15 protein-coding genes are annotated in these 15,773 nt (G+C 66.2%); 7 read left to right on the top strand and 8 right to left on the bottom strand.

Features of this window, described 5'->3' with window-relative positions:
- Positions 1-31 precede the first annotated feature (31 nt).
- From NS1_RS23050 to NS1_RS23040, 3 genes are all read right to left on the bottom strand, one after another.
- Complete coding sequence (locus NS1_RS23050; RefSeq protein WP_062987668.1) at positions 32-814, bottom strand: ABC transporter permease; 783 nt, start codon at positions 812-814, stop codon at positions 32-34.
- The gene (locus NS1_RS23045) at positions 811-1,875 is read right to left on the bottom strand and encodes an ATP-binding cassette domain-containing protein (protein ID WP_255284650.1); all 1,065 of its coding nucleotides are present in this window, start codon (positions 1,873-1,875) and stop codon (positions 811-813) included. The genes NS1_RS23050 and NS1_RS23045 overlap by 4 nt, the downstream gene beginning before the upstream one ends.
- An 81-nt stretch (positions 1,876-1,956) precedes the next feature.
- Positions 1,957-2,484, bottom strand: a complete 528-nt coding sequence (locus tag NS1_RS23040) for an EXLDI protein (protein ID WP_062987666.1) — start codon at positions 2,482-2,484, stop codon at positions 1,957-1,959.
- A gap of 141 nt (positions 2,485-2,625) precedes the next feature.
- On the opposite strand from NS1_RS23040, the gene NS1_RS23035 reads away from it, so the two are divergent.
- The 5 genes from NS1_RS23035 (at position 2,626) to NS1_RS41190 (ending at position 7,785) form a co-directional block, all read left to right on the top strand.
- Entirely contained in the window at positions 2,626-4,338 is a 1,713-nt protein-coding gene (locus NS1_RS23035; RefSeq protein WP_062987664.1) for a thiamine pyrophosphate-binding protein, read from the top strand.
- Positions 4,335-4,994: a hypothetical protein gene (locus NS1_RS23030; RefSeq protein ID WP_062987662.1), complete on the top strand. Its 660-nt coding sequence runs from the start codon at positions 4,335-4,337 to the stop codon at positions 4,992-4,994. The genes NS1_RS23035 and NS1_RS23030 overlap by 4 nt, the downstream gene beginning before the upstream one ends.
- Before the next feature lie 2 nt (positions 4,995-4,996).
- On the top strand, positions 4,997-6,010 hold the full coding sequence (locus NS1_RS23025) for a 3-oxoacyl-ACP synthase III family protein (protein ID WP_062987660.1): 1,014 nt from the start codon (positions 4,997-4,999) through the stop codon (positions 6,008-6,010).
- Positions 6,007-7,035 carry an aminotransferase class I/II-fold pyridoxal phosphate-dependent enzyme gene (locus NS1_RS23020; RefSeq protein ID WP_062987658.1) on the top strand — a complete coding sequence of 343 codons (1,029 nt, stop codon included), beginning with the start codon at positions 6,007-6,009 and terminating at the stop codon, positions 7,033-7,035. The genes NS1_RS23025 and NS1_RS23020 overlap by 4 nt, the downstream gene beginning before the upstream one ends.
- A gap of 519 nt (positions 7,036-7,554) precedes the next feature.
- The gene (locus tag NS1_RS41190) at positions 7,555-7,785 is read left to right on the top strand and encodes a hypothetical protein (protein WP_157125349.1); all 231 of its coding nucleotides are present in this window, start codon (positions 7,555-7,557) and stop codon (positions 7,783-7,785) included.
- A 260-nt stretch (positions 7,786-8,045) separates the two neighbouring features.
- On the opposite strand, the gene NS1_RS40200 is transcribed toward NS1_RS41190, so the two are convergent.
- The 3 genes from NS1_RS40200 to NS1_RS39225 all read right to left on the bottom strand — a co-directional run bounded on the left by NS1_RS40200 (position 8,046) and on the right by NS1_RS39225 (position 10,428).
- Positions 8,046-8,381, bottom strand: a complete 336-nt coding sequence (locus tag NS1_RS40200) for a hypothetical protein (RefSeq protein ID WP_176580391.1) — start codon at positions 8,379-8,381, stop codon at positions 8,046-8,048.
- A 62-nt stretch (positions 8,382-8,443) separates the two neighbouring features.
- Positions 8,444-8,851 (bottom strand): SdpI family protein, encoded by a 408-nt coding sequence (locus NS1_RS23005; RefSeq protein ID WP_062987654.1) that lies wholly within the window; start codon positions 8,849-8,851, stop codon positions 8,444-8,446.
- A 158-nt stretch (positions 8,852-9,009) separates the two neighbouring features.
- Positions 9,010-10,428, bottom strand: coding sequence for an RNA-guided endonuclease InsQ/TnpB family protein (locus tag NS1_RS39225; protein WP_084503937.1), 1,419 nt, complete (start codon positions 10,426-10,428; stop codon positions 9,010-9,012).
- 95 nt (positions 10,429-10,523) lie between these two features.
- Here NS1_RS39225 and leuS point away from each other — a divergent pair, with 95 nt between their 5' ends.
- Complete coding sequence (gene leuS / locus NS1_RS23000) at positions 10,524-13,364, top strand: leucine--tRNA ligase (protein ID WP_062987653.1); 2,841 nt, start codon at positions 10,524-10,526, stop codon at positions 13,362-13,364.
- A gap of 70 nt (positions 13,365-13,434) precedes the next feature.
- Here the strand turns inward: leuS and NS1_RS22995 are convergent, their stop codons facing one another.
- Both NS1_RS22995 and NS1_RS22990 read right to left on the bottom strand, forming a co-directional pair.
- Positions 13,435-14,223, bottom strand: coding sequence for a polysaccharide deacetylase family protein (locus tag NS1_RS22995; protein WP_062987651.1), 789 nt, complete (start codon positions 14,221-14,223; stop codon positions 13,435-13,437).
- Between the two features lie 193 nt (positions 14,224-14,416).
- On the bottom strand, positions 14,417-15,106 hold the full coding sequence (locus NS1_RS22990; protein WP_062987649.1) for an SDR family oxidoreductase: 690 nt from the start codon (positions 15,104-15,106) through the stop codon (positions 14,417-14,419).
- Between the two features lie 85 nt (positions 15,107-15,191).
- Here NS1_RS22990 and NS1_RS22985 point away from each other — a divergent pair, with 85 nt between their 5' ends.
- Positions 15,192-15,734, top strand: a complete 543-nt coding sequence (locus tag NS1_RS22985) for a DUF6069 family protein (protein WP_062987647.1) — start codon at positions 15,192-15,194, stop codon at positions 15,732-15,734.
- Positions 15,735-15,773: the final 39 nt, after the last annotated feature.

Raw genomic sequence — 15,773 nt, 5'->3', positions numbered from 1 at the left:
CTGATGGAGACCGGACCGTTTGCGCGACAGGCTACTTCGACTGCTTGGCGAAGATCGACTTCGACCAGAGGAAGCCGCCACCGGCGATCACCGCGCACCAGACCAGCGAGATCCAGCCGTTGGCGCCGACCTCGGTGCCCATCAGCAGTCCGCGCAGTGTCTCGGTGATGGGAGTGAAGGGCTGGTACTCGGCGAACTGGCGCATCCCGACCGGCATCGTGTCGGTGGCCACGAGGCCGCTGCCGAGGAAGGGCAGCAGCACGATGGGAAACGGTGCGTTGCTGGCACTTTCGGGAGTCGGCGAGAGCAGGCCGAGCGCGATGGCGAGCCAGGTGAAGGCGAACGTCACCAGCGCCAGCAGCCCGAGCGCGGCGAGCCACTCGACGACGTTCGCGTTCGGCCGGAAGCCGACCAGCATCGCCACGGCGGTCATCGCGACAACGCCCGCCATCGCCTGGACGAGCGCACCCAGCACATGGCCGGTGAGCACCGACGACTGCGAAATCGCCATCACCCGAAAGCGATTCACGATCCCCTTGCTCGCGTCGGTGGCGATCGACACTGCCACCGACACCGTCAGATAGGCGGGCAACAGCAACATCATGCCCGGCGCCAGATAGTCGATATAGCTACCGCCCGAGGACTTCTCGAGCGCCCCGCCGAAGACGTACTTGAACACCAGCATCAGCACGATCGGCATGATGATGATGCTGAACGTCATGCTGGGGTAGCGCTTGACGTGAATCATGTTGCGCCGCAGCATCGTCATCGTGTCGGCGAAGGCGTAGGACTTGGATTCGGTCAGTGTGGTCATCGCAGTGACTCCTGCTCGATGGTGGCGCGGCTGTTGACATTGGGCATGCTCGGGCGGCCTGCGTGGTCACGCTCCGCTTCCGCCTCCGGCCGCTGACCGCTCATGCCGGTGAGGGTGAGGAAGACGTCGTCGAGGTTGGGGGTGTGCACCGAAATGCCGCCCGCTTCGATGTTCTCGGCATCGAGCAGGTCGAGCACGGAGCGCAGGGAACGCACGCCGCCGTCGCTCGGCACGGCGAGGGTCAGGCCGTCGGTGCCCTCGACCACCTTCGCCGTCGACCCGAACGCACGCTGGGCGGCGACCACGTCGGGCTGATCGGCGAAATCGATGCGGATGTGGCCGCCCGGGATCAATCGCTTCAGTTCTGCCGCGGTACCTTCCGCGACGATCCGGCCGTTGTCGAGCACCGCGATGCGATCGGCCAGCTGGTCGGCCTCCTCGAGGTACTGAGTGGTGAGAAAGACGGTGACGCCGAGATCGTCGACCAGGCCGCGGATGATCTCCCAGATCGAGCGGCGACTGCGCGGGTCGAGGCCGGTGGTCGGTTCGTCGAGGAAGATCACCCGTGGATTGCCGACCAGCGTCATCGCCAGGTCGAGCCTGCGGGTCATGCCGCCGGAGTAGGTACTCGCGGGCTGGTCGGCGGCCGCGACCAGGTCGAATCTTTGCAGCAGTTCCTCTGCCAGAGCGCGGGTCTCGCGGCGCGGCAGGTGGTTCAGGTCGCCCATCATGTGCAGGTTCTCGCGGCCGGTCAGCAGCTCGTCGACGGCGGCGAACTGCCCGGTGACGCCGATCAGCTCGCGCACTCCGCCTCGGTCGGTCACCACATCGTGGCCGCCGACGGTGCACTCCCCCGCATCGCCTGCGATCAGCGTGGTGAGGATCTGCACGGTGGTGGTCTTGCCCGCGCCGTTGGGGCCGAGCAGGGAGAAGACAGTGCCCTCGGCGACGGTGATGTCGATGCCGTCGAGAACAGTCTTGTCGCCGTAGGCCTTGCGCAGGCCGCGTGCGGTGATGGCCGAGTTGACCATGATCGTCCCTTTCCACAGGATTGCATTCATTACTGCGTATATATGCATGAATTATCGACACAGCCCCCAGGGGCTGCGGTTCGGGTGTGATGTGCGGTTGTAGTCGAGGAGTTAGATGTCGAGCTCCTCGATCTGCGGGTGCGCGGTGATGTCTTCGACCTTGCGGTAGAGCTTGTCGGGCACGCGATCCTTCAGGTCTTTCAGGTCGTCGAGGACCTCGTACTCGTAGTCGCCCCAGTCCCACGCCCGGTCACCGATGCCGAACATGCGGCGCCAGTATTTCCAGTCCTTCATGTCGCCCGCGGCGTCCCCGGTCGGATATTCCGACCACAGCGCCGAGTGCGTGTGGAGCACGAGCTTGCCCTTGCGGCTGCGGTAAACCTGCTGGTGCAGCACCTGCTTGTCGCCGACATCGCGCCATTCACCCAGCAGCACGCCTTGGAAGCGCACCTGCCGGACGCCGTCGCGACCCACCTGCAGCACGACCTCCTCGAAGCCGGCCTCACGTCCTTCTTCCAGCTCGATGAGCCTGCGCAGCGCGCTGACCACGGTGCTGGAGAGGTTTCCGCCGACAAGCTCCTGAGCCCGCTGGAACACGGGGAGATCGTCGTCGGCTACGTAGATCGTCTTGTTGGGCATGAACTCACTATACGTATATGTGTACGTACACACAAGGGGTGGTTTTCACCCACCCTCTGAACTCCCCGTCGGCGCGCCTCGTAACCACATCAGACGCGGTGCACAGCGGCGTCACATTTTCGTCGCGGAGAAGGAGGGCCGATGCCGGACAGAGTGGTCGACTACCTGGTACGAACGGTAGCCGACCGGGGAATCACCCAGATCTTCGGCGTCGACGGCGCCAATATCGAGGACCTCTACGACGCGATCTTCGACGCGGGCGGTTCGCCCGCCGGAATCGTCGCCAAACACGAGTTCTCCGCGGCGACGATGGCTGACGGATATGCGCGCAGCACCGGCGGGATGGGTGTCGTGGCTGCCACTTCGGGTGGTGGAGCGGTGAACCTTGTTGCCGGACTGGCCGAATCGTTCACCTCCCGAGTTCCGGTGCTGGCGTTGATCGGACAGCCGCCGACCAGCCTGGAAGGTCTCGGCGCGTTCCAGGATTCGAGCGGTCTGGCCGACTCCATCGACGCGACAGCGCTGTTCGCGACGATCACTAGGTACTGCGCTCGCGTGACCGACCCGATCGAGCTGCCCGATCAGCTCGCTGCGGCGATCACGGCCGCGGAAGGCGGCGGACCGGCGGTGCTGCTGATCCCGAAAGATGTACAGCAGCAGGCGATGCCGGATTCCACCCTCGTGCGGCAGTTCGACACCGCCGCGGCCGGAACACAGCTCGATCGAGCCTCGCCGAGCTTCCCTGCAGCGACGTCCCCACACGCCATCGCCGTCGAACTCGCCGCCGCCCGGCGCACAGGCAAGGTGGTGATCATCGCCGGTGATCAGGTCGCCCGCGACGATGCCCGCGCTGAACTCGCCGAACTGGTCGCCACGCTCGACGCCGCCATCGGCTTGGCCCCCGACGCCAAGGACGTGTACTCCAACACGGGCCCCGGTTACTGCGGGGTCGCGGGCAGCATGGGCCATGCCGAGCTGGTCGAGGCCCTCTCGGCGGCAAGCGCCTGCCTGCTGGTCGGCACCCGCCTGCCGGTCACTGCCCGCGCCGGGCTCGACGCCGCCCTCGCCGACCTCCCGGTACTCAGCATCGGCGCACGTGCGCCGTACCTCGCGGCGTCCCACGCCACCAGCGCGGACCTCGCGGAAACCATCACCACGCTGCTGGCCGACATCGGCGCGGGGTCGACGACGAGCCCTCGTTCCGCCGAGCTCACGCCGATGGCAGTCCCCGAAGCGGCGGGCCCCGGGCTGCGCTATCGCACCGTCATCGAGGCGATTCAGCGCGCGCTGCCCGATGGCGCGGATATTTTCGCCGACGCGGGTAACACCGGCGCCTCGGCGGTGCATTACCTACGGGTACCCGAGGGCGGACGGTTCACTGTCGCACTCGGGATGGGCGGAATGGGTTACGCCTTCGGCGCGGGCATCGGCTCCGCGTTCGCCCGCCGCGCCGCGCCCGACGGCTCGCACCGCACCGTCGTCATCGCAGGTGACGGCTCCTTCTTCATGCACGGCATGGAGATTCACACCGCGATCGAACACGACCTGCCCATCACCTTCGTGGTGTTCAACAACAACGCGCACGCCATGTGCGTCACCCGGGAGCAGATCTACTACCGGGATCGCTACAGCTTCAACCGTTTTCAACCGTCACATCTGGGAGCGGGCATCGCGGCCATGTTCCCCGGGCTGCCGGCCCGCACCGTCTCCGACCCGCACCGGTTGTCCGACGCACTCGACCACAGCTTCGCCGCCGCCGGACCCGCGTTTCTCGAAATCCTCTGCGACCCCGACGAAGTCCCGCCGTTTCTGCCCTTCCTGTCCGCCCTCGAATCCTCCAGGAGCACCCCGTGACCACCAGCGCCCTGCCTGCCCTGTCCGACATCCCCGATGAGGTGGTGCCCGGCGTCATCCGCATCGAGAACTCCGATCGGGAGACCACCACGCCGATCATCATGGACATGCTGCGGTCGGTGTATCCGCACGACCAGATCTTCGGCGACTACTGCCCCGTGCAGACCTACATCGCGGCGCCGCCGCGTGAGGTCTACGAGTACCTCGCCGACACCCGCTCACTCGAGGAATGGACCTACAGCCTGCGGGGATTCGTCGAAACCGCCGAACCCGGCCTGTGGCTGTCCTACGACCGCCTCGGTGACGCGACCAAGTGTTTCACCCGCACCGTCGCCCATCCCGACGCGATGACCGTCGACTATCACTGCGCGTGGGACCAGTCCGAGCACCTCTGGATGATCTATCTGATGCGGGTGGTCGACGCCCAGGTGGTGTTCAACAAGCCGGGTTCGGTGGTGACGTGGGTCAACTGCAAGCACCCCTTCTACGACGAAAACGGCTATCCCGAAACAGCTCCGCCGAAACGCCCGGTCTGGGTCGGCGATTTCTGGGAGATGTTCTCCGCCGGACACCAGCTCGAGCTGGACAACCTCAAAGCCATTTGTGAATACCGCGCGGCCAACGGGCTGCCCATCAAGCCGGAGTGGATGCAGTGAATATGCCGCAGGTGAGTCTGGTCGATGTCGCGAGCTATCTGCCCGGCGACCCCGTCCCGACCGACTACTTCACCCAGTTCTCGCGTTCGGAGCGGATGGCGAAGAACGTGATGTTCCGTTCACCGACCGGTCGCCATCACATCGGACGCGACGAAACCGCCGTCGACATGGCCGAGCAGGCTTTCGCCCAGCTGCGCGAACGCCACGGCGCCGATCTCGCCGACGAGATCGACATCATCATCACCCACACCCAACTGCCCGATAATCCGGTGCTCGGCGCCGGGCCCGAACTGGCGCGCCGGCTCGGGGCGAAACCCTCGCAGGTGCTCGATGTGCACAACAGCGGTTGCGCGGCGTTCGTCCAGATGATGTCGATGGCCCGGATGATGATGGCGACCAGCGACGCCAAGACCGCGCTGATCGTCGCCGCGCAGAATTGCGCGGGCCCGGTGTTCACCCAGCCCGATATCCGGAAGCTGGCGCAGGCGCCGGTGCCGGGTGACGGGTGCGGAATCGGCCTGCTGCGCAAGGACGATTCGGGCCCGATCCTCGATATCGAAACCCGCACCTATCCTGAATTCGCCGGTGACATGGACTTCTCCACGAACGGCACACGCAAGTACTGGGAGCCGGGCGAGGGCCAGGGCTGCGTGAGCTTTTCCGAATCCAAGATCACCAAAGTGTTCGCGCGCGGCAATCGATTGGTACCCGAGGTGGCGCTGGAGGTCTGCAAGCGGATCGGGGTGAAGAGCAGCGATATCGACACCTTCGTCACCAATCAGCCCAATCGGCTGTTCCTGCGCAACTGGCACGATGCGCTGGAACTGCCCGCCGAACGTCATCCCGATACGTTCGACCAGTGCGGAAACCTCTTCGCCGCAGGGATTCCCGTGACACTCGACGCGGAGAACCGGGCGGGCCGATTGCGCAACGGGTCGGTGGTGTTGCTGTCGGCGTTCGCGCACGCGGGCGACTTCGCCGGTGCGGCGGCTATTCGCTGGGGCGCTGCGCGATGACTGTGCGGCTGGTGGAACCGACGATCCCCTCCCGTCGGTTCCACACCACTGCGACCCCGACGCTGTTCGACCTCGGTCTCAGCGAGAATCCGTTCCCACCGTTGCCTTCCGTGCTGTCGGCGGTGAATACCGCACTGACTCAGGCCAACCGGTATCCGGAGTTCCTTCCGGAAGAACTGCCGCGGGTCATCGCCGATCACCTCGGGGTCTCGCCCGACGACGTGGTGGTCGGTGCGGGGGCCACCGGTGTCGCGATGCAGGTGATGCGGACGCTCGGTAGCGGTGAACTGCTCACCAGTACACCGACTTTCGACGGCTACCCGATCATGGCCGACATGGCCGGGATGACGCTGGTCCCGATCCCCCTCGACGTCGGCGGCAACCAGGACCTCACCGCCATGCGCCGCTCGGTGAACCGGCGCACCGCCCTGGTCGTGCTGTGCCGCCCCCACAACCCCACCGGCACCGTGCTCGACGCGGCGGCCGTCCGATCCTTTCTCGCCGCGGTTCCCCGCCGGGTGCCGGTCCTGCTCGACGAGGCCTACGTCGAATTCCTCGACCCGGCAGACCGTCTCGACATTCGCACCCTGCTGCACCGCCACCCGAATCTGCTGATCCTGCGCACCTTCTCCAAGGCGTACGGATTGGCCGGGCTGCGGATCGGCTACTGCGTGGGCCGTGGAAAGCTGATCGAACGAATCCGCCACCAGCAGTTGCCCTTCGGCACCCCCACCGCGTCCGTCGCCGCGGTGCGCGCCGCCTACGCGGCAGGCAAGGAACTTCGCGACCGCGTCGACCGCATCAACGGCGAACGCGATCTCCTGCGAATGACCCTGCTGGCCTGCGGAATCGATGTCCCCCGCAGTCACGCGAACTTCCTCTACCTGCCCGGACCCGGAGTAGCCACCGCCCTGCGCCGCGCCGGCATCAAAGCAAAGGCCTACCCCGACGGTAGCGCCCGCATCGCGGTCGGCGACCCCGTCGCAGGCCGGGCAGTCCACGCCGCCCTCGTCGACCTGCGGTAGTCAGTTCGACAACGGAACCCGACCCGGTGCGCACCGGGTCAGCACGACCGGGACCCGGACCCTCCACCAGGTCCCGGTCATTCGCGGCTCAACACCCACCACCGCCACCACAACCGCCCCCGCCACCACAACCACTCCCGCCACCGCAGTTTCCCCCACTGCCACCGTCACCACTGCCACCATCACCGGTTCCGGCGAAACCGGCACCGACACTACCCCCGGCAATCCATCCCGACCTGCGCGCTTTACCGCTATTACCCCGCTCCGACACCGCCCGACCGCGCGCCCTGCGAACAGCAGCAGCCTGCCGTTCGTTTCTGGCTTCCGGGCTGGCACCGAGCATCACGAGCCCGAACAACACCATCACGACCGTGGTCGCCAACAGGACGGCTCCGGTACCGCCTCCGAGCAACAGCCCGACTACCGCGACGATGAACGCCAAGACAAAGACCATGGTTCCTCCCCGAGATGAGCATCGCCGCCTACCGACGACACCGAATTGCTTACTGACCCGCCCCGATGACTTTCACTCAGCAGCCGCCGCCACCACCACAACTACTGCTGCTACCGCCGCCACAGCTACTGCTCGACCCGGAATCGCAACTCCCCGACCAGCCGCTACCGCCGCTGTCGCTACTACTGCTTCCGCCGCTGGACCAGCTCGTACCGGCCGAACTCCAACTGCTGCTCGCCCCCGAGCGGTGTCCCCGTTGCCGATTCCGCGCCCGCGCCAGCTCCCGTGCCTGTTGATTCGCCGCGATCCGCGCGCGCCTTTCCGGTCGCCCCGCCGGATCGGAGACCTGCTGAACTATCGCCAGAATGGCCATGACCGGCACGGTCACGATTCCCACCACGCCGATCATTCCGACAAGAAGCGCGAGAACAGTGGTGACTACATCGCTGATACTCATGGACCCCTCCTACCTGGACCGGTATGTAGAGGGCGACCGTAACCGCGCGTCCTTGCAATCTCCTTGTGGCTCAACCACCGTCGAGGCCGCGGTCAGCGATCACTCGCCGCCGCCACCCCCACAGCCACCGCCTCCACAGCTGCTGCTGCCACCCCCACAGCCGCCCCCGCCATGTCCACCGCTGCCGCCGTTTCCGCTGCCGCCGTGATGCTGCCCGCCACCGTCACCGAACCAGCTGACCCCGGCCGTAGACGTCCCCGCGGCCCACCACCGCTTCGATTTCCGTGATCCGCCGGGATCGCGAACGGCGAGAATGCCGCCGACCACGACGACGACCGCCGCGATCACGAGCACGACGATCCCCGTGCTCGTCGAATAGCTGGTAGTGATCGCACCGATCAACGCAAGAACGAGCCCCGCCCCGACAACCTTCATGATTCCCCCGATCAAGGTCCTGCCTCCTGTTGTACCGGAGTGCGAGACCCGCCGCCAGGGGGTTAGTTCGCGGGGGCGCAGGTGTCGCGGATGGAGCAGCCGCCGCAGGAGGAGCCGCAGCCGCCCACCGGAGCGGGAGGCATAAGGGGTTCGACTGTGCGTGCCGCGGCGTTGGCGCCCGCGCCGAGGGTGAAGACCGCGATCACCGCGACCAGCGCGGCTACGCCGAGGCCCGCGAAACCACCGGCTCCGAGGACGACGAGACCGCCGGCGAACAGCAGGGCGCCCGCGCCTACGGAGGTGGGGGCGGCGATGCGGTTGGCGATGCGGAAATTGTCGTCGCTGTGCAGCGCGGCTTCCGTCGTGACACCGAGGAAGCGGTTGCGGGGCAGTTTGCCGAGCAGTCCGAGCACGCCGGTCGCGATGGCGACCGCGGCCAGCGCGAACAACAGGAGAGCGACGACGACCATTCATGCAGGCTAGCGCACCCGTGAGAATGGCTGCTCGAGCCCTCCCCAACGAGGTGACGGCCCACACAGTCCGCCGACGACGTTCTACGCTGTTCCAGCATGTCCGAGAATCCACCGGTGTGGATTCTCGGACACCGTCCTTCTCGGACGTCCTCGGCCTACGCGGCTGATCCCGCGTGAGTGTCGGTTTCCGCTTCTTCCGGGCTGGTTTCGCCGACACCGGAGCGTCGGCCAGAGCCTTCCCGTCCACGGACATTGATAATCGGGGCTCGCGCTTCGGGCTCCCGAGCCTGGTGATGTCTTTCGCCCCAGGCGGCGAGATTGACCGCGGCGTTGAGATCGCGATCAAGACTGTGTCCGCAATCGGCGCAGATAAAAACCCGCTGGGCCAGCGACAACGCAGCTACACGAGATCCGCAGCCCGAGCAGGTTTTGCTGGAAGCAAACCATCGGTCGGCGATCGATACTTGCCCGCCGTACCACTGTTGCTTGTACTGGATTTGACGGGCGAACTCACCCCATCCGGCGTCACTGATGGCGCGAGCGAGGTGGCGGTTGCTACGCATCCCTTCGATGTTCAAGTTTTCCAACACAATTCGGTCGTGGGTTTTGACCAGATCGTGTGACACCTGATGCAGCGTATGGATGCGCGCGTCACGGACACGGCGATGATGCTGCGCAAGGCATGCGACAGCTTTTCGGCGGCGTTGTGATCCTTTGATCCGGCGATTTACATCGCGAGCCAGTTTCCGCTGTTTTCGAGCCCCTATCGCAAGGCGAGCGGGTCGGCCGACGACCCGCGCCACCTCGATGCCATCGGCGGCAGCCGCGACGATCAACGCCGACAATCCCCGATCGACCCCAACCCATCCACCAGCATCATTCTGGTCACGAGCCAAATGCCTGAGTGCGACGTGCCGGTCGCAGGCTTCGACAGTGAGTGAGACCCACCACCGACCGACCTTCTCAACGACAGTCGCGTACAGAATCTTCGCCCGGTTCTTGGCCAGCATCCGCCGCAACGGCCTGGTGTCATCGGATACCTCGACGACCCCGATCCCAGGCAATCGCACCGACCGCGCTGTGCTGTCCTCACCGACACGGATCGGAGGACGAGTACTGCTGGTGTACTTGTTGCGCAGGCGAAACGATCGCTTCCCGGACTTCTTCTTGAACCGAGGAAAACCGACCCTATCGTTGCCGGTACCGGAGTGGGCCGTCGCCCACGCGGTCAGTCCACGACCGAGGTCTACTGCAGCTTCCTCGAACACTTGCTGGCAAACCGCAGTTCGCCAAGCCAATCCTGTTTCTACAACCTTGGCTGTGCCGACAGTATCCACTGCGATCGTCCGTCCGGCCTGCACGGACCGTTTGAACGTATTGAAGGCGTTGATCTGGTCGAACCCTGACCAAGGCACTTTCACAGCCGGATCACGACTGCGCCTGTCCATGCCTGCCTTCACCCCGGCCAGGCAATGGTTGTACGCAAACCGCGCAGCGCCGGCATGTCGCGACAGAGCCGATCGCTGTTCGACCGTTGGGTCGAGGCGATATCGGAACGTCGTGTGCCGTGCCATTCGCTGGAGTCTGCCAGGAAGTACCGACAATAACTGCTCCGATACTCTGTTAGACGATGTTTACCGGGGATCGGCGAGAACAAGAAGGCAGGACCGTGCAGGACACTCGTGCAACCGAGACTGACGTACCTCAGCACCGGTACAACGCCGAGCTGGCTGGGCGGATCGAGCGCCGCTGGCAGCAGAACTGGACCGAGCGCGGCACCTTCAACGCGCCGAACCCGGTCGGCCCGCTGGCTGGTGAGACGCCGCCGGACAAGCTGTTCATCCAGGACATGTTCCCGTTCCCCTCGGGCGCGGGCCTGCACGTGGGTCACCCGCTCGGCTATATCGCCACCGATGTGTTCGGCCGCTACCACCGCATGCGCGGCCGCAACGTGCTGCACGCGCTCGGTTACGACGCGTTCGGTCTGCCCGCCGAGCAGTACGCCGTGCAGACCGGCGCGCACCCGCGGGTGACCACCGAGGCCAATATCGCCACGATGCAGCGTCAGCTGGACCGGTTGGGCCTGGGCCACGACCCGCGGCGTTCGTTCGCCACCACCGACCCCGAGTACTACCGGTGGACGCAGTGGATCTTCCTGCGCATCTACAACGCCTGGTACGACCAGGAAGCCGGTCGCGCCCGCCCCATCGCGGAGCTGGAAGAGCAGTTCGCCACGGGTGCGCGTCCGGTTCCCGACGGTGACTGGAACACCATGTCGACCGCCGGACGCGGCGCGCTGATCGACTCGTATCGCCTTGTGTACCAGTCGGATTCGATCGTCAACTGGTGCCCGGGGTTGGGTACGGTGCTGTCGAACGAAGAAGTCACCACCGATGGGCGCAGCGAGCGCGGGAACTTCCCCGTGTTCCGTAAGCGCATGTGGCAGTGGATGATGCGCATCACCGCCTACTCCGATCGCTTGGTCGACGATCTGGACACACTGGACTGGCCCGACAACGTGAAGTCCATGCAGCGCAACTGGATCGGGCGCTCGCGTGGCGCACAGGTGCGGTTCGACGCCGATGGCGAGACCATCGAGGTGTTCACCACCCGACCCGACACCCTGTTCGGCGCGACGTATGTGGTGCTGGCCCCCGAGCACGAGCTGGTCGACAAGCTGACCGCCGGAGCATGGCCCGCCGACACTGACGCCCGCTGGACCAACGACAGCGCCACTCCCGCGGAAGCCGTTGCCGCATACCGCAAGTCGATCGCGGCGAAGTCGGATCTGGAACGTCAGGAGAACAAGGAGAAGAGCGGCGTCTTCCTCGGCTCCTACGCCACCAACCCGGCCGACGGCACGCAGGTGCCGATCTTCATCGCCGACTACGTGCTGAGCGGCTACGGTACCGGCGCCATCATGGCGGTCCCCGGCCACGACGGCCGCGACTGGGATTTCGCGACCACGCTGGGCCTGCCCATCGTCGAGGTGATCGCGGGCGGCGACGTGAGTGAGGCCGCTTACTCCGGCGACGGCGCTCTGGTGAATTCCGGCTTCCTGAACGGACTTCCGGTCGACGAGGCCAAGGCGACCATGATCGGTCACCTCGAAGCCGAGGGCCATGGCACCGGCACCGTCCAGTACAAGCTGCGCGACTGGCTGTTCGCCCGTCAGCGGTACTGGGGCGAGCCGTTCCCGATCGTCTACGACGCCGACGGTGTGGCACACGCGCTGCCGGAATCCATGCTGCCCGTGGAACTTCCAGAGATGGAAGACTTCGCGCCGGTCACCTTCGACGCCGACGACGCGAACTCCGAGCCGTCGCCGCCGCTGGCCAAGGCCACCGATTGGGTGAACGTCGAGCTGGATCTGGGCGACGGACCCAAGCAGTACCGCCGCGACACCAATGTCATGCCCAACTGGGCCGGATCGTCGTGGTACCAGCTGCGCTACGCCGACCCGACCAACGCCGAGACGTTCTGCGCCGAGGAGAACGAGAAGTACTGGCTGGGCCCGCGCACGGCCGAGCACGGCCCGAACGACCCGGGCGGCGTCGACCTGTACGTGGGCGGTGTGGAGCACGCGGTGCTGCACCTGCTGTACGCGCGGTTCTGGCAGAAAGTGCTCTTCGACCTGGGCGATGTGTCGGGCAGCGAGCCCTACCGCCGCCTGTACAACCAGGGCTACGTGCAGGGTTACGCCTACACCGACTCCCGCGGCGCGTATGTGCCCGCCGCCGAGATCGTCGAGCGTGACGCGAAGTTCTTCTGGACCGGCGCCGACGGCGTGGAGATCGAGGTCTTCCAGGAGTACGGCAAGATCGGCAAGTCGCTGAAGAACGCTATCTCGCCCGACGAGATGTGCGATCTCTACGGCGCCGACACCTTCCGCTTCTACGAGATGTCGATGGGTCCGCTGGACACCTCGCGCCCGTGGGCGACCAAGGACGTCGTCGGCGCGCACCGCTTCCTGCAGCGGGTGTGGCGCCTGGTGGTCGACGAGGAAACCGGCACGGTGAAGGCCACCGACGCCGCACCCTCGGACGAGACCCTGCGCCTGGTGCATCGCACCATCGCCGGTGTCGACGAGGACCTGGCCGCGTTGCGCGACAACACCGCCGGCGCCAAGCTGATCGAGCTCACCAACCACCTCACCAAGAACTACCCCACCGGCGCCCCCCGCGCCGCCGTGGAACCCCTGGTGCTGATGCTCGCCCCGCTGGCTCCCCACATCGCCGAGGAACTGTGGGAACGCCTGGGCCACAACGCATCCCTGGCCCACGGACCCTTCCCCGCCGCCGACCCGGCGCTGCTGGTCGCCGACTCGGTGGAATACCCGATCCAGGTGAAGGGGAAGGTACGCAGCCGAATCCAGGTCCCGGCCGATGCCGATTCAGCGGCGATCGAAGCTGCCGCCCTGGCCGACGAGAAGGTCATCGCCCTGCTCGAGGGTCAAGCACCGCGCAAGATCATCGTGGTGCCGGGCAAGATGGTCAATATCGTCCCCTGACCTGCGATAACACCTACGGTGAAGCCCCGGAACGATCTCTGACGAAAGTCACATCGCCGGGGCTTTTCCGTCAGGCCTGTACCTGGAGAACATCATTCAGCGTGACCAAGGCCAGGTTGCGTTCCCTGATGATGTCGACCAGTTGGCCGTAGCAGTGGGTGACCGGGGGGAAATTGGCGTGGCCGATGATGATGGTCTGGGCGGCGAAATACTTGTGGGCGCATTCGATCAGGTATTCCTCGGTGATGAGGCCGGAGTCGGAGAGCGAGCCGTACCACATGGTGGGGACGGTGTAGCCGAGATCGGCGGCCACCTTGTCGACGGTGGCGTTGTGATATCCGAACGGCGGGCGATAGTACGGCGTGCCGTCGACGCCGAAGTTGTTGCGCAGGAACGTTTTCGTGCGGCTGAGCTGGTCGGCCACCTCGGTGGTGCTGATCTTGGTCAGAGCGGCGTGGTCCCAGGTGTGGTTGCCGAGTTGGATCTGACCCGATTCCACCAGCGGGCGTAGCGCGTCGCGATGGATGGTCCAGGATTCGTAGTAGCCGGTGACGAAGAAGGTGAAGCGGGCGCCGGTGTCCTTCGCCCATTTCACGTAGGCGCCGACGACTTCGGGACTGGCGCCGTCATCGACGGTGAGCGCCATGGAACGGCCCTGACCAGGGAGCGCGGTGATGGGCTTCGGGGGGATGATCGACTTCGGGCCGCCCGGCGGGGGCGGGAGCAGGGGCTGGACAGGGGTCGGAGCGGGCGGCGGCGTGGGGATCTCGCCGGCGGAACCCGCCTCGACGGTCTCGCCCCCGGCGGTCGCACAACCGGTCAGCGCCACAGCGGTACCCGCGGCCAACAGCGCCAGCATTCGACGTCTATCCACTTACGAACCCCTACTCGAACCGGGTGCGCCTGGCCGCTGGCCAGGGCACGATCAAATCAGCGGGACGGTACCCGTCGAATCCGTCAAACGTCTGAACCAGCGGATACCTCTGCGCGAATTCCAGCGCCGACCCCCTGGACGCAGCCATCGGCGACCACACCGAATCACGCGATTTCGGTCAGCGGGGGCGCAGCACGATCTCGGTGGGATGTCCGTCACGCGGTGTGTCGAGAGCGTTCCGCACAGCACCGGCCACCGTCTCGGCGGTGAGGAATTCCTCCGCCCGGTACTCGCGACCCTCGTCGGCGACGATCGCGCGCTGCATATCCGTGTCGATGCGGCCAGGGAACAGCGAGGTCACGCGCAGCGAGGGCTCCTCCTGGCGCAGCGCGTCGGCGAAGGCGCGCAGCCCGAATTTGCTCGCCGCATAGGAACCCCAACCGGGATGCGCGCGCAGCCCGGCTCCCGAATTGATCAACACCACATGCCCGTTCGCGGCGCGCAGCGCGGGCAACAGCACCCGCGTCAACTCGACAACGGCGATCAGATTGACCTCGAGAGTCTCGCGCCACTGCTCGACCGAGGACTCGGCGACCGTTCCGAGGTCGGCGATCCCCGCGTTGTGCACAAGGACATCGAGCCGCGAGATCTGCTCGGCGGCCGCCGCCACCGCGGGGTAGTCGGTGAGCGCGACCGGCCAGCCCGTCGCATCGGGCAACTCGGTGAGAATCGGCTTCAGCGCGTCGGCAGAGCGGGCACCGAGCAGCAGGTCGTGGGTGGGCGAGAGCTCGCGGGCGATCGCGGCACCGAGTCCGCGGCTCGCGCCGGTGATGAGGGCGGTCTGGGCGGGAGTACTGGTCACCGTCATACATCCCACGCTAGCGGGCACAGAGATCTAGACACCCTGGCCGTTTCCCCCAGCGGATGACAGCACCGGCTAGTACCGTCGGACTATGACCGATCCCCGGTACAACTACGGACCAGCGGACCCGCAGTACCCCCAGAACCAGGGCCAGCCTCAGTACGGCCAGGGCCAGCCCCCCTATCCTCAGGGCGAGCCGGAGCCCAAGGTCAATGTGGGCAAGCTGTGGGCGGGCGGTATCGGCACGGCGGTCGTCGCCGCCCTGCTGGTGGTCGTCGCGATCATGCTGATCCGGGGCGTGCTCGGCATCGCGATCCTCTCGCCGGAAGGCGCGGGCGCGTACGGCACCGTCTCCACCACCTCCTACGCCATCGCCGCCGCGGCCGCCGCGCTGCTGGCCACGGCCCTGCTGATGGTGTTGTTGCTCGCCATGCCGAGCCCGCTCACGTTCTTCACCTGGATCTGTCTGCTCCTCACCGCCGTCGCGGTGATCCTGCCGTTCACGCTGGTCGCCGATCTGGACGCCAAGATCGCGACCGCGGCGGTGAACCTGGTGGTGGGGCTGTGCATCACCACCATGCTCAGCTCGGTCGGATCGGCCGCCCAGAACACGCCGCGTCAAGCCGGGTACTGATCGTCACAGTGCTGTCGAGATGCCATAGGGCCTGCTCCG

Origin of the sequence: Nocardia salmonicida NBRC 13393 (assembly GCF_001613085.1) — a bacterium.
In the GTDB taxonomy this organism is placed as follows: Bacteria; Actinomycetota; Actinomycetes; order Mycobacteriales; family Mycobacteriaceae; genus Nocardia; species Nocardia salmonicida.
Note: the sequence above shows the minus strand (reverse complement) of the source record. Positions and strands in the feature narration are given on the sequence as shown.

Bases quoted from the DNA above. Each gene is read 5' to 3' on its own strand.
- NS1_RS23040 (WP_062987666.1), bottom strand. From the start codon at position 2,484: ATGCCCAACAAGACGATCTACGTAGCCGACGACGATCTCCCCGTGTTC.
- NS1_RS23005 (WP_062987654.1), bottom strand. From the start codon at position 8,851: ATGGTCGTCGTCGCTCTCCTGTTGTTCGCGCTGGCCGCGGTCGCCATC.
- NS1_RS23035 (WP_062987664.1), top strand. From the start codon at position 2,626: ATGCCGGACAGAGTGGTCGACTACCTGGTACGAACGGTAGCCGACCGG.
- NS1_RS22985 (WP_062987647.1), top strand. From the start codon at position 15,192: ATGACCGATCCCCGGTACAACTACGGACCAGCGGACCCGCAGTACCCC.
- NS1_RS23020 (WP_062987658.1), top strand. From the start codon at position 6,007: ATGACTGTGCGGCTGGTGGAACCGACGATCCCCTCCCGTCGGTTCCAC.
- NS1_RS23045 (WP_255284650.1), bottom strand. From the start codon at position 1,875: ATGAATGCAATCCTGTGGAAAGGGACGATCATGGTCAACTCGGCCATC.
- NS1_RS23025 (WP_062987660.1), top strand. From the start codon at position 4,997: ATGCCGCAGGTGAGTCTGGTCGATGTCGCGAGCTATCTGCCCGGCGAC.
- NS1_RS39225 (WP_084503937.1), bottom strand. From the start codon at position 10,428: ATGGCACGGCACACGACGTTCCGATATCGCCTCGACCCAACGGTCGAA.
- NS1_RS22995 (WP_062987651.1), bottom strand. From the start codon at position 14,223: ATGCTGGCGCTGTTGGCCGCGGGTACCGCTGTGGCGCTGACCGGTTGT.
- NS1_RS40200 (WP_176580391.1), bottom strand. From the start codon at position 8,381: ATGAAGGTTGTCGGGGCGGGGCTCGTTCTTGCGTTGATCGGTGCGATC.
- NS1_RS41190 (WP_157125349.1), top strand. From the start codon at position 7,555: ATGACTTTCACTCAGCAGCCGCCGCCACCACCACAACTACTGCTGCTA.
- NS1_RS22990 (WP_062987649.1), bottom strand. From the start codon at position 15,106: ATGACGGTGACCAGTACTCCCGCCCAGACCGCCCTCATCACCGGCGCG.
- NS1_RS23050 (WP_062987668.1), bottom strand. From the start codon at position 814: ATGACCACACTGACCGAATCCAAGTCCTACGCCTTCGCCGACACGATG.